Origin of the sequence: Kutzneria sp. NPDC052558 (genome assembly GCF_044547355.1) — a bacterium.
Classification (GTDB): Bacteria; Actinomycetota; Actinomycetes; order Mycobacteriales; family Pseudonocardiaceae; genus Kutzneria.
Window position 1 is genome coordinate 179,191 of record NZ_JBIUAG010000006.1, and the last position, 14,872, is coordinate 194,062.

General features: G+C 72.3%; 1 protein-coding gene (cut by a window edge). It reads right to left on the reverse strand.

The annotated features are described in order from the left end of the window. On the reverse strand, positions 1–14,872 hold the 3' portion of the coding sequence (locus ACIG5F_RS13320) for a type I polyketide synthase (RefSeq protein ID WP_396517897.1). Its footprint extends 7,673 nt past the window's final position; only the last 14,872 of its 22,545 coding nucleotides appear in the window; its start codon lies off the right edge, out of view; it ends in the stop codon at positions 1–3.

A 14,872-nucleotide genomic window follows, 5' to 3' on the forward strand; every position in this document is an offset into this window, starting at 1 on the left:
CTACGACCTCCCGAATTCCTGGTTGATGAACTCGAAGATCTCGTCGTCGGTGGCGGCGTCGAGCCGCTCCGCGACGGTGGCGCCCTCCGTCTTCTCCTGGCCCCCGTCGAGCTTGGCCAGCATCGTTCGCAGCCGGGCGACAATCATGTGATGTTCGGCGTCGTCTAGGGAAACTGCTGAAATGGCCTGGTGGACGCGGTCGAGCTCGTCCAGCACCGAGACCTGCTCGACTCCCAGCCGGCCCAGCAGGAAGCCGGCCAGCTCCACGGTCGTCGGGTGGTCGAACACCACCGAGGCCGGCAGCCGCTCGCCGGTGGCCGCGGCGAGCTGGTTGCGCAGCTCGACCGAGGTCAGCGAGTCGAACCCGAGGTCCTTGAACGGACGGGCCGGGTCGACCGCCTCGACGCCGGCGTGGCCGAGCACCGCGGCCACGTGGGTCCGCACCAGGTCCACGACGACCCGCTCCCGCTCCGGGCCGGGCAGGCCGGCCAGCTGGTCGGCCAGGCCGGCGGCCGAGGCGTCCGCCTCGGGGGCGGCGTCGACCACGACCTCGGGCAGCTCGTCCAGCAGCGGACGCCGCCGGGCCGCCGTGAAGCCCTTGGCGAACTGGGCCCAGTCCATGTCCGTCACGGTCACGAACGTCTCGTCCAGCTCCACTGCCTGCCGCAGGCTGGCCACCGCGTACTCGGGACGCATGGTCCGCACGCCCCGCCGGCGCAGATGCTCGCCGGCCCCCTCGGTGGCGGCCATGCCGCCGCCGGCCCAGGCGCCCCAGGCGACCGAGGTCGCCGTGGCCCCGCGCGACCGGCGCTGCTCGGCCAGCGCGTCGACGAACGCGTTGCCGGCCGCGTAGGCCGCCTGGCCGCCGCTGCCCCACACCGCCGCGTTGGACGACATCAGGACGAAGGTGTCCAGCACCGAGTCGTCGAGCAGCTCGTCGAGGTTGATCGCCCCGGCCACCTTGGCCGCGATGACCTCGGCGAACTCCTGGGCGTCGGTCTCGGCCAGCGGCCCCGGCCGTTCCACGCCCGCGGCGTGCACGACGCCGCGGACCTGGTCGCCGGCCGCCTCCAGCTCCTTGAGCAGCCGGGACAGCGAGTCCCGGTCGGCCACGTCGCAGGCGGCCACGGTGACCCGTGCGCCCAGCGCGGTCAGCTCCGTCTCCAACTCGGCCACGCCCGGGGTGTCGGCCCCGCGCCGTCCGAGCAGCACCAGGTGCTCGGCCCCGTTGCCGGCCAGCCAGCGGGCGACGTGCCCGCCGATGGCCCCGGTGCCGCCGGTGATCAGCGTGGTGCCGGCCGGGTTCCAGGCCCGGACCGGTTGCCGGCCGCCCACCGGGTCGTGCACGAGCCGGCGCAGGAACACGCCGTTCTCCCGCACCGCGACCTGGTCTTCGCCATCTGTACTGCCCAGTACACCGGCCACGAGCCGGGCGGCCTGGTCGTCCAGGGTCGCCGGCAGGTCGAGCAGGCCGCCCCAGCGGTCGGGGAACTCCAGGCCGACCACGCGGCCCATCCCCCACACCTGGGCCTGGGCCGGGCTGACGACCCGGTCCGAGCCGCCGGTGGCCACCGCGCCGGAGGTGCCCAGCCACAGCGGCGCGGTGATCCCGGCGTCGGCCAGCGCCTGAACCAGGAGCAAGGTGCCGGCGACGCCCTGGGTCAGCACCGGGTGCGACGGCAGTTCCGCCTCGTCCAGCGCCAGCAGGGACAGCACGCCGGCCGGCTCGCGGCCCACCAGCTCGGCCGTCAGGCCGGCCCGATCGGCGTGGGCCACGTCGACCCGCACGATCTCGACCTGCGCGCCGGCCCCGGTCAGCGCGGCGACACTCTCCTCAACCAGCCGGAACTCGCCCTTCGGGGCCACCACCAGCCAGTCGCCGGCCAGGACCGGCGGCGCCGTGTCCTTGGCCTGACGCCAGGTGATCTGGTAGCGCCACTCGTCGGCCACCGACTGCTCGCGCTGCTTGCGCCGCCAGGTCGACAGGGCCGGCAGCACGCCGTCCAGCTCGGCGCTGTCCAGCTCCAGCGCGCCGGCCAGCTCCTCCAGGTTGTTGCTCTCGACGGCCTCCCAGAACGCGCCGTCGACCGTGTCGACCGTCGTCTTCTTGGCCCGCAGCTTCGGCCAGTAGGAGACGTGCTGGAAGGCGTAGGTCGGCAGGTCGATCCGCCGGCCGGAGATCAGCTTCAGCCAGTCGATCTCGACGCCGCGGACGTGCAGCTGGGCCAGGGCGTTGGTGATCGCCTCGACCTCGTCGCGGTTGCGGCGCAGGCTGGCGATGCCGTCGGCCATGCCGGACAGCACGCCGTCCGGGCCGATCTCCAGGAAGGTCGTCACGCCTTCGTTTGCCAGCGTGGTCACGCCGTCGTGGAAGCGCACGGCCTCGCGGACGTGCCGCACCCAGTACTCCGGCTCGGTCCACTGCCCGCCGCCGGCCGACGTCGTCACCACCGGAATCCGGGGCTCGGCGTAGGTCAGGCCCTCGGCGATGGCGCGGAACTCGTCGAGCATCGGGTCCATCAGCGGCGAGTGGAACGCGTGGGAAACCTTGAGCCGCTTGGTCTTCTCGAACTTCGCGGCCACCGCGAGGACGGCCTGCTCGTCACCGGAGACGACCACCGAGTCGGGGCCGTTGACCGCGGCGACCGAGACCTTGTCGGTCAGGTGCGGCAGCACCTCCTCCTCGGTCGCCTGGATCGCCACCATGGCCCCGCCTTCCGGCAGCGCCTGCATCAGACGACCCCGCGCGGACACCAACGTGCAGGCATCCTCAAGGCTGAGCACGCCGGCGACATGCGCCGCCGCCAGCTCACCGATCGAGTGCCCCACCAGGTAGTCCGGCTTGACGCCCCAGGACTCCAGCAGACGGAACAGCGCCACCTCGACGGCGAACAGTGCCGGCTGGGTGTACCCGGTCTGGTCGAGATCGGCCGAGCCCTCGAAGATCGCCCCACGCAGATCGGTGTCCAGGTGGGCCAACACCGCGTCGAGCGCCTGGGCGAACACCGGGAAGGCCGCGTACAGCTGCGTGCCCATGCCGACCCGCTGCGAACCCTGACCCGAGAACATGAACGCGGTCAGACCTTCGGCCGCCGTGCCGGTGACAACACCCGGCGCGACCTGGCCGGCGGCCAGCGCCCGCAGGGCATCCGCCCCGGACACCACCGCGCGGTGCTCGAAGGACGTCCGGGAGGCCACCAGCGAGTAGGCCACGTCGGCCGGGTCGTGGTCGTCCACAATGGACGCCAGTCGGGCCGCCTGGTCGCGCAGCGCGCTCTCGGACGCGGCCGACAACACCCACGGGGCCACGGCCGACCGCTCGATCTCACCCTGGTCGGGCGTCGGGGCCTGCTCCAGGATCACGTGCGCGTTGGTGCCGCTGACCCCGAACGACGAGACACCGGCCCGGCGCGGGTGATCCGTCCGCGGCCACTCCCGCGCTTCGGTCAGCAACGAGACCTTGCCGGCGGTCCAGTCCACATGGGACGTCGGCTCCGACACGTTGATGGTCTGCGGCAGCACGCCGTGCTGCATCGCCAGCACCATCTTGATGACGCCGGCGACACCGGCGGCGGCCTGGGTGTGCGAGATGTTGGACTTCACCGAGCCCAGCCACAGCGGCTCGTCCCGGTCCTGACCGTAGGTGGCCAGCAGCGCCTGGGCCTCGATCGGGTCGCCCAGGGTGGTGCCGGTGCCATGCGCCTCGACCGCGTCCACTTCGGACGGAGTGAGGCCAGCATTGGCCAGGGCCCGGCGGATCACCCGCTGCTGCGAGGGACCGTTCGGGGCGGTCAGGCCGTTGGACGCGCCGTCCTGGTTGATCGCGGATCCCTTGAGCACGGCCAGAATCGGGTGGCCGTTGCGGATGGCGTCGGACTGGCGCTCCAGCACCACCATGCCGACACCCTCGGACCAGCCCGTGCCCTCGGCGTCGTCGGAGAAGGCCCGGATCCGGCCGTCGGCCGCCAGACCGCGCTGCCGCGAGAAGGAGACGAACAGGCCCGGCGTGGACATCACCGTGACGCCGCCGGCCAGGGCCAGCGAGCACTCGCCGGACCGCAGCGACTGCGCGGCCCAGTGCATCGCCACCAGCGACGCCGAGCACGCGGTGTCCACTGTGGCCGATGGGCCCTCCAGGCCCAAGGTGTAGGAGACGCGGCCGGAGACGACGCTGCCGGCGTTGCCGGTGACGACGTGCCCGGCGATGTCGTCCTCCGCCTCGGTCAGGACCATCAGGTAGTCCTGGCCGTTGGTGCCGGCGAACACACCGGTGTCGCTGCCCCGCAACGACCTCGGGTCGATGCCGGCCCGCTCCAACGCCTCCCACGAGGACTCCAGCAGCAACCGCTGCTGCGGGTCCATCGCCACCGCCTCACGCGGCGACACCCCGAAGAAGCCGGCGTCGAAGCCCGAGGCGCCGTGCAGGAAGGCCCCGCCGCGCGCGGTCGTGGTGCCGACGTTGTCGGGGTCGGAGTGGAACAGCGAGTCCAGGTCCCAGCCACGGTCGGTCGGGAAGTCGCCGACCGCGTCGCGGCCGTCGACCAGCATCTGCCACAGGTCCTCGGGCGTGGCCACACCGCCGGGGAACCGGCAGCTCATGCCCACGATGACCACCGGGTCGTTGTCGACGTCGACCGTCCTGATCTGTTCCGACACAACGACTTCGGCGCTGACGCCGAGCAGGTCCGTGCCGAGCCGGGTGGCCAGTTCTCGGACGGTCGGATGGTCGAAGACCAGCGTGGTCGGCAGTTTCAGACCCGTCGCCGCGCCGATGCGGTTGCGGAGTTCGACCGCGGCCAGCGAGTCGAACCCGAGCTCGCGGAACGGCTTCGCGGTCGGCACGGCGTCGATGCCGTCGTGCCCGAGCACATCGGAGACGTGCTTGCGCACCAACGTGACCAGCGTGCGGTCGGCCTCGTCCCGCGGCAGCGCCGCCAGCCGGTCCTTGAGCGAATCACCTTGCTCGGCCGCGGTTTCCGTGACCACGAGGTCACGGCTCCATGGCCGGCCGGCGGTGCGCTGCCAGTCCATGTCGATGACCACGAGCGTGGCGTCGCCGTCGTCCAGCGCACCCTGGAGGGCGCTGATGGCGAGGTCGGGCCGCATCGGGAAGACCCCGGTCTGCCGCAGCCTCTCCTCCACCACGCCGGCGTCGGCCGCCAGGCCGCTGTCGGCCCAGGCGCCCCAAGCGATCGAGGTCGCCACCAGGCCGTCGGCCCGGCGCTGCTCGGCCAGGGCGTCCAGGTAGGCATTGGCCGCCGCGTAGTTCGACTGGCCGGCACTACCCAGCACGCCGGCGCCGGCCGAGAACAGCACGAACGCGCTCAACGGCAGATCGCGGGTCAGCTCGTGCAGGTTCTGCGCCGCCGTGACCTTCGGAGCGAACACCCGCGCCAGCTTCGACGCGTCCTGGCTCTCCAGCACGCCGTCGTCCAGCACGCCGGCCGTGTGGATCACGGCGGTCGGCGGGTACTGCGCGATCAGGTCCGCCATGGCACCGCGATCGGCGGCGTCCACCCCCGCGATCGTGACCTCGGCGCCCAGCTCACGCAGCTCGGCTTCGAGCTCCGCAGCGCCTTCGGCGTCCCGGCCGCGACGGCTGGTCAGCACTAGGTGGCTCGCGCCGGCCTCGGCCAACCAGCGGGCGACATGCCCGCCCAGGGCGCCGGTGCCGCCGGTGACCAGGACCGTGCCTTCCGGCGTCCACGGGTCGGCGGCCGCGATGTGCGGGGCCGCCTTGGCGAACCGGCGAACGCGGACGCCGCGCTCGCGGATGGCCAGCTCGTCCTCGCCGTCCCGGCCGTTGACCACCCAGGACAGGCGGCGCAGCGCGATGTCGTCGGCGTCGACCGGCAGGTCGACCACGCCGCCCCAGAGCTCGGGCTGTTCGAGGGCGATCACTCGGCCCATGCCCCAGACCTGGGCCTGCTCGGGGTTGGCGATGCGGTCGTTCTCGTCGACCGCGACCGCGCCCTTGGTGACCAGCCACAGCTTCGCGTCGGCCTCGATGTCGCCGAGGGCCTGCACGAGGTGCAGCGTGGCCGTGATCGGCCGGTCGAAGGCCAGCAGCGACACGATGCCGGCCACCGGCTCGGTGATCGCCGCCCGCAGCTGCTCGGCCAGCGCCGCCCGGTCGGAACCGTCGGTGACGACCCGGATCGTGGTGTCACCGAAGGTCCAGTCGTTGTCGGACGCCGAGACCACGACCCAGGCGCCGCCGGCCGGCGAGGCGTCGTCCACCGGCTTCCAGGTGACGCGGTGCCGCCAGTCGTCGACCACCGACCTCGTGGAACTGTCCACAATGGTCTCAAGCCAGTACCGCTTGTGGTCGAAGGCGTAGGTCGGCAGATCCACGCTCCGCCCGGTCAGGTTCCACCGCACGTCCAGACCGCGGACGTGGGCCTCGGCCAGCGACAGCAGCCACCGCTGGAGGCCGCCGTCGTTGCGGCGCAACGTGCCCACCGCGACCGCCTCGGCGCCGGCCTCGTCCAGGATGTCCTGGACGCTCATGGTCAGCACCGGATGGGCGCTGGTCTCGATGAAGAAGCCGTAACCCTGCTCGGCCAGCGACGCGATCGACTCGGCGAAGCGGACCTGGTGCCGCAGGTTGCGGTACCAGTACGCGGCGTCGAGCGCGGTGGTGTCGGTGATCCAGTCCCCGGTCACCGTGGAGAAGAACGCCGTCGACGCCTGGACCGGCGCGATGCCGGCCAGTGCCACGGCCAGGTCCGACTCGATGGCCTCGACGTGGTCGGTGTGCGAGGCGTAGTCCACCGGGACCATCCGCGCCCGGTCGCCCCGAGCCTCCACCGCGGCCTGAACCGTCAGCAGCCCCTCGGGCGAACCGGCGACCACCACCGACCGCGGCCCGTTGACCGCGGCCACGAAGACGCCGTCGACCAGCAGCGGCTCGACCTCGGCCACCGGCAGGGCAACCGACATCATGCCGCCGAGACCGGCCAATGAGGCGGCGATCGCCTTGCTGCGCAGGGCAACCACCTTCGCCGCGTCGTCCAGCGACAGCGCGCCGGCGACACAGGCGGCCGCGATCTCACCCTGCGAGTGACCCACCACGGCGTCGGGCTCGACGCCGTGCGAACGCCACAGCTCGGCCAGCGACACCATCGTCGCGAACAGCACCGGCTGAACGATGTCCACCCGCTCCAACGCTTCGGCGTCGTTCAGCACGTCGAGCAGCGACCAGTCCACATAGGACGACAGCGCCGCCTCGCACTCCACCATCCGCCGCTCGAACACCGGCGAGGCGGCCAGCAGCTCGGTGGCCATGTCCACCCACTGCGACCCCTGGCCCGGGAAGACGAACACCTTCTTGCCGGCGACGTCGGCCACGCCCTGCGCCATCGTCGCCGGCAGGTCGCCCTCGGCGAACCGCTCCAGCGCGGCGGCCAGCGCGTCGGGCTGCTGCCCGATCGCGACGGCCCGGTGCTCGAACGACGCCCGCGTGCGGTCGAGCGAGAAGGCGACGTCGGTGACGTTGTGCCCCGGCAGGTCGGCCAGCCGGCGGGCCTGCGCCCGCAGCGCGGCCTCGGACTTCGCCGACAGCACCCACGGCGCCGGGTCGGTCGCCGGCGGGCTGGCCGGCAGTTCCTCGGCCGCCGGCGCCTGCTCGATGATCACGTGCGCGTTGGTGCCGCTCAGGCCGAACGAGGAGACGCCGGCCCGGCGCGGGCGTCCGGAGTCGGTCCACTGCCTCGACTCGGTCAGCAGCTCGACCTTGCCGGCCGTCCAGTCCACGTGCGTGCTGGGCGTGCCGACGTTCAAGGTTTGCGGCAGCGTGGCGTGCCGGAGGGCCATCACCATCTTGATCACGCTGGCGACACCGGAGGCCGCCTGGGTGTGGCCGATGTTGGACTTGATCGACCCCAGCCACAGCGGCTCGTCGCGGTCCTGGCCGTAGGTGGCCAGCAGGGCCTGGGCCTCGATCGGGTCGCCCAACGTCGTGCCGGTGCCGTGCGCCTCGACAACGTCCACATCGGACGGAGCAAGGTCGGCCTGGGCCAGCGCCTGGCGGATGACCCGGCGCTGCGACGGACCGTTCGGGGCCGTGAGACCGTTGGAAGCCCCGTCCTGGTTGACCGCGGAACCCCGGACCACGGCCAAGATCTGGTGCCCGTTGCGCTGAGCGTCGGACAGACGCTCCAACACCACCATGCCGACACCCTCGCCCCAACCGGTGCCGTCGGCGTCATCGGAGAACGCCTTGACCCGACCGTCGGCGGCAAGCCCGCCCTGGCGGGAGAACTCCTCGAACACCACCGACTGCGCGATGACCGCGACACCACCGGCTAGCGCCAGGTCGCACTCGCCGGCCCGCAGCGACTGCGCCGCGAGGTGCATGGCCACCAGCGAGGAAGAGCAGGCGGTGTCGATCGTCATCGCCGGCCCCTCCAGGCCCAGCGAGTAGGAAATGCGGCCCGACACCACGGAATGCGCGTTGCCGGTCAGCAGGTAGCCCCGGACCTCGTCCGGGTCGGCCAGCGACCCGGTGCCGTAGCCGTCGGGCGAACTGCCGACGAAGACACCGGTCGCGGTGCCGCGCAAGGCCGACGGGTCCAGACCCGCCCGCTCCAGCGCCTCCCACGAGGACTCCAGCAGCAGGCGCTGCTGCGGGTCCATGGCCAGCGCCTCACGCGGGCCGATGCCGAAGAACCCGGCGTCGAACTTGTCGGCGTCGTCGATGAAGCCGGCCCGGTGCTCGAACGCGCCGGTCAGCGCGGAGAAGTCCCACGACCGGTCGAGCGGGTAGTTGGAAGTCGCATCGCGGCCGTCCAGCACGAGCTCCCATAGCTGCTCGGGCGAGGTGACCCCGCCTGGGAAGCGGCAGGCCATGCCCACGATGGCCATCGGCTCGTCCACCGCGACCGCGCGGCGGTCCACCGCGTCGGCCTCGGCCCCGAACAGCTCGCCCAGCACGTGCTCGGCCAACGACCGCGCCGACGGGAAGTCGAACACCACGGTCGAGGGCAGCGTGAGCCCGGTGGCGGCGGTGAGCCGGTTGCGCAGCTCCACCGCGGTCAGCGAGTCGAAGCCGAGCTCGCGGAACGCACGGTCGGGGTCGATCTTGGCGGCGGTGGAGTGCCCGAGCGTCACCGCGGCCTGGGCGCAGATCTCTTCCACCGCAGCACGTTCGCGGTCGGCGGCCGGCAGCGCGGCCAGTCGCCCGGCGAACTCGGACACCGATTCACCAGTAGTAGCCGGGGAAGCCGCAGCCAGGGCTGTGACAACCTCGGGCAGGTCCTCGATCAGCGGCCGCCGGCGGGCGAGGGAGAACCCGGGCGCGAACACCGCCCAGTCCATGTCCGCCACCGCGAGGAACGTCTCGTCGGCGTCCATGGCCTGCCGTAGCGCCGACAGCGCCAACTCCGGTGCCATGCTGCGGATCCCGGCCCGGGCCAGCGCCCGCTCGGCCTCAGAGTCCGCGCCCATGCCGACCTCGGCCCAGGCGCCCCAGGCCACCGACGTCGCGGTCTCACCGCGAGCACGCCGGATCTCGGCCAGGCCGTCCAGGTAGGCGTTGGCCGCGGAGTAGGCGGCCTGACCGCCACTGCCCCAGACCGCCGCGATGGAGGAGAACAGGACGAAGGCGTCCAACTCCTTGCCGCGCAACAGTTCGTCCAGGTTCCGCGCGCCGTCGGCCTTGGCCGACAGGCTGATGCCGAACTCATCAGTCGTGGTGTCGCCGATCAGGTCGGGGCGGGAGACACCGGCGGCGTGGAACACCGACCGCACCGGGGATCCCTCGGCCGCCAACCGGTCGAGCAACTCGGCCAGCGAGTCCCGGTCCGCCGCGTCACATGCGGCGATGGTCACCCGAGCGCCGAGTTCGACCAGCGCGGCCTCCAACTCCCGCGCGCCGTCGGCCTCGATGCCGCGACGGCTGGTCAGCACCACGTGCTCGGCGCCCGCGCCGGCCACCCAGCGGGCGACCAGGCTGCCCAGGCCGCCGGTGCCGCCCGTGATCAGCACGGTGCCGCTCGGCGTCCAGTCGCGGGAGCTCTTGACGGCCGGCGCGTGCTCGACCCGGCGGACGAACACCCCCGAGGACCGGACCGCGATCTGGTCCTCGCCGTCGATCCCGGCCAGCACCGCGCCCAACCGCTGCGCGGCCCGCTCGTCCAGGACCGCCGGCACGTCGACCAGACCGCCCCACAGGGCCGGGAACTCCAGGCCGACGACCCGGCCGAAGCCCCACACCTGCGACTGGGACGCGCTGGTCACCTGGTCCGAGCGACCGGCGGACACCGCGCCCGAGGTCAGGATCCACAGCGGGGCCTCGATCTCGGCGTCCCGCAGCGCCTGGGTGGCGACCAATGTCGCCGTCACACCGTGGTTCTCGTCCAGGGCCAGCAGCGACAGGACGCCGTCGACCTGCTCGCCGGACAGCCGCTCGGCCAGGGCCTGGCGGTCGATCGCCGTGGGATCGACGTCGACACGGACGATCTCCGCGCCGGTCAACGCCTCCAGGTAGTCCTGTCCCTGGCCGGTCGGGGCCAGCGCCAGCCAGCGGCCGGTCAGGGCCGTGCCCCGCACCGACATCGGCTTCCACCGCACCCGGTAGCGCCAGGCGTCCACAGTGGACTGTTCGCGCTGCTTGCGCCGCCAGGAGGACAGCAGCGGCAGGACGTCGCCCAGCTCCGAACCGTCGACCTCCAGGGTGTCGGCCAGCGCCTCCAGGTTGTTGTTCTCGACTGCGGCCCAGAACGCGCTGTCCACGCTGTCGACAACGGCCTTCGCCGCGGCGGCGCCGGGCTTCGGCCAGTAGCGCTCGTGCTGGAAGGCATAGGTCGGCAGGTCGATGCGGCGGCCGGAGATCAGCTTGAGCCAGTCGACCTTGACCCCGTTGACGTGCAGCTGGGCCAGGGCCGTGGTGATCGCCTCGACCTCGTCGCGGTTGCGGCGCAGGCTGGCGATGCCGTCGGCCATGCCGGACAGCACGCCGTCCGGGCCGACCTCCAGCAACGTCGTCACGCCTTCGCGGCGCAGGGTCGTCACACCATCGTTGAAGCGCACGGCCTCGCGGACGTGCCGGACCCAGTACTCGGCGTCGAACTCGGTGACCAGCTCGCCGGTCAGGTTCGACACCACCGCGATCGTGGGCCGGCCGTAGGCGATGGTCTCCGCCACCTGGCGGAACTCCGCCAGCATCGGGTCCATCAGCGGCGAGTGGAACGCGTGGGAGACCTTGAGCCGCTTGGTCTTCTCGAACCTCGCGGCCACCGCGAGGGCGGCCTCCTCGTCACCCGACACCACAACGGAGGTCGGCCCGTTGATCGCGGCGATCGAGACCTTGTCCGACAGGTGAGGCAGAACCTCGGCCTCGGTGGCTTGGATCGCGATCATCGCGCCGCCCTCGGGCAGCGCCTGCATCAGGCGACCCCGTGCGGACACCAGCTTGCACGCGTCCGCAAGGCTCAGCACGCCAGCGACATGCGCCGCCGCCAACTCACCGATCGAGTGCCCCACCAGGAAGTCCGGCTTGACCCCCCACGACTCCAGCAGACGGAACAGCGCCACCTCAATGGCGAACAACGCCGGCTGCGTGTAACCAGTCTGGTCCAGGTCGGCGGTGCCCTCGAACATCACCTCACGCAGGTCGGCGTCAAGATGGGCGAGAACCGCGTCCAGCGCCTCGGCGAACACCGGGAAGGCCGCGTACAGCTCGCGACCCATGCCGACCCGCTGCGAGCCCTGACCGGAGAACATGAACGCCGTCAGACCATCGCCAGCGGTGCCGGTGACCACACCCGGCGACGCCTGGCCAGCGGCCAGCGCCCGCAGGGCATCGGCCCCGAACACCACCGCACGGTGCTCGAACGCCGACCGCGACGACACCAGCGAGAAGGCGACATCGGCCGCGTCTTCAGTGTCCACACGGGACACCAGACGCTCGGCCTGGTCCCGCAAGGCTTCCGGCGAGGTGCCGGACAGCACCCACGGAGCCACAACGGAACGCTCGACCGCAGGCGTCTCCACCGCCGGGGCCTGCTCCAGGATCACGTGCGCGTTGGTGCCACTGACACCGAACGACGACACACCGGCCCGGCGCGGGCCACTACCGACCGGCCACTCCCGCGCCTCGGTCAGCAACGAGACCTTGCCGGCCGTCCAGTCCACATGGGACGTCGGCTCCGACACGTTCAGCGTCTGGGGAAGCACGCCGTTCTGCATCGCCAACACCATCTTGATGACACCGGCGACCCCGGCGGCCGCCTGCGTGTGGCCGATGTTGGACTTGACCGAACCCAGCCACAGCGGCTCTTCGCGATCCTGGCCGTAGGTCGCCAACAGCGCCTGGGCCTCGATCGGATCACCCAGCGTCGTGCCGGTGCCATGCGCCTCGACCGCGTCCACATCGGACACCGACAGCCCGGCCTGGGCCAACGCCTGACGGATGACTCGCTGCTGCGAGGGACCGTTCGGGGCGGTCAGACCGTTGGAGGCGCCGTCCTGGTTGATCGCGCTTCCGCGCAGCACAGCCAGAATCGGGTGGCCGTTGCGGATGGCGTCGGACTGGCGCTCCAGCACGATCATGCCGACGCCTTCACCCCACGCGGTGCCCTCGGCGTCGTCCGAGAAGGCCCGGATCCGGCCGTCCACCGACAGGCCCCGCTGCCGGCTGAACTCGATGAGCACGCCCGGCGTGGACATCACCGACACACCGCCGGCCAACGCCAGCGAGCACTCGCCAGAGCGCAAAGCCTGGGCGGCCCAGTGCATCGCGACCAGCGACGCCGAGCACGCGGTGTCCAGCGTCACCGACGGGCCTTCGAGACCCAGGGTGTAGGAGACGCGGCCGGAGACGACGCTGCTGGCGTTGCCGGTCAGGGCGTGCCCGGCGACGTCGTCCTCGGCGGCGGCCAGCACCATCGGATAGTCCTGGCCGTTGGTGCCGATGAACACGCCGGCCGGCGAACCCTTGAGCGAGTGCGGGTCGATGCCGGCCCGCTCCAACGCCTCCCACGAGGCCTCCAGCAGCAACCGCTGCTGCGGGTCCATGGCCAGCGCCTCACGCGGGCTGATCCCGAAGAACCCGGCGTCGAACTGCGAGGCGTCGGCCAGGAAGGCGCCGCCGCGGGCGTAGGTCGTGCCGAGGTGGTCGGGGTCCGGGTGGTGCAGGTTGTCGAGGTCCCAACCGCGGTCGGTCGGGAAGTCGCCGACCGCGTCGCGGCCGTCGACCAGCAGCTGCCACAGGTCCTCGGGCGAGCCGATGCCGCCGGGGAAGCGGCAGCTCATGGCCACCACGACCACCGGGTCGGTGTCCGGGTCGACCGTCCGAACCTGAGTCGGGACAACAACATCGGCGCTCGTGCCGAGCAGGTCGTTGCCCAGCAACGCCGCCAGTTCGCGGACGGTCGGGTGGTCGAAGACCAACGTGGTCGGCAGCTTCAGACCCGTCGCCGCGCCGATGCGGTTGCGCAGCTCGACGGCGGTCAGCGAGTCGAAGCCGAGCTCGCGGAACTGCCGGCCCAGCGGCACGTCCTCGATCCCGTCGTGCCCGAGGACCTCGGCAACCTGCTTACGCACCAACGTGATCAGCGCACGGTCGGCCTCGTCCCGGGACAGCGCCGACAGGCGGTCCCGCAGCGAGTCGCCGGCGCCGGCGGTGGTCTCGACCTCCACCAGCTCACGGCTCCACGGCCGGCCGGCGGCGCGCTGCCAGTCCATGTCGACGACCACGAGGGTGGCATCGCCGTCGTCCAGCGCACCCTGTAGCGCGGTGATCGCCTGGCCCGGCCGCATCGGGAAGACCCCGGTCTGCCGCAGCCTTTCCTCCACCACGCCGGCGTCGGCGGCCAGGCCGCTGTCCGCCCAAGCACCCCAGGCCACGGAGGTCGCGACCAGGCCGTCGGCCCGGCGCTGCTCGGCCAGGGCGTCCAGGTAGGCGTTGGCGGCGGCGTAGTTGGCCTGCCCCGCGCTACCCAACACACCGGCAGCGGACGAGAACAGGACAAACGCGCTCAGCGGGAGATCGCGGGTCAGCTCGTGCAGGTTCCGCGCCGCAGTGACCTTGGGCGCGAATACACGGTCCAGACGGGAGGCGTCCTGGCTCTCCAGGACACCGTCGTCCAACACACCGGCGGTGTGGATCACCGCGTTCGGCGGGTACTGCGCGATCAGCTCGGCCATGGCGTCGCGATCGGCGGCGTCGACGGCCGCGACCGTCACCTCGGCCCCGAGCTCGGTCAGCTCGGCTTCCAGTTCCTCGATGCCATCGGCGTTCCGGCCGCGACGGCTGGTCAGCACCAGGTGGCTCGCGCCGGCCTCGGCCAGCCAGCGGGCCACGTGCGCGCCGAGCGCGCCGGTGCCGCCGGTGACCAGGACCGTGCCTTCCGGCTTCCACGGTTCGGTGGCCTTGACATGCGGGGCGGCCGGCGTGAGCCGCCGCGCGAAGACGCCGTTCTGGCGGACGGCCAGCTCGTCTTCGTCGGCACCGCCGAGGACACCGGCCAGGCGGCGCAGCACGACGTCGTCGATCTCGGCGGGAACGTCGACCAGGCCACCCCAGCGCTCGGGGTGTTCGAGGGCGATCACGCGGCCCATGCCCCACACCTGGGCTTGCTCGGGATTGCCGATCCGGTCGTTGTCGCCGACCGAGACCGCGCCCTTGGTCACCAGCCACAGCGGCGCGTCGGCGTCGATGTCGCCCAGCGCCTGGGTCAGGTGCAGGGTCGCGGTGACCGGCTGGTCGAGGGCCAGCAGCGACACGACACCGGCCACCGGCTCGGCCAGCGCGGCCCGCAGCTGCTCGGCCAGCGTGGTCCGGTCCGCGCCGTCGGTGACGACGTGGATCGTGTTGTCGCCGATCGACCAGTCGCGCTCGGCCGACGGCGTGACCACCAGCCAGGTTCCG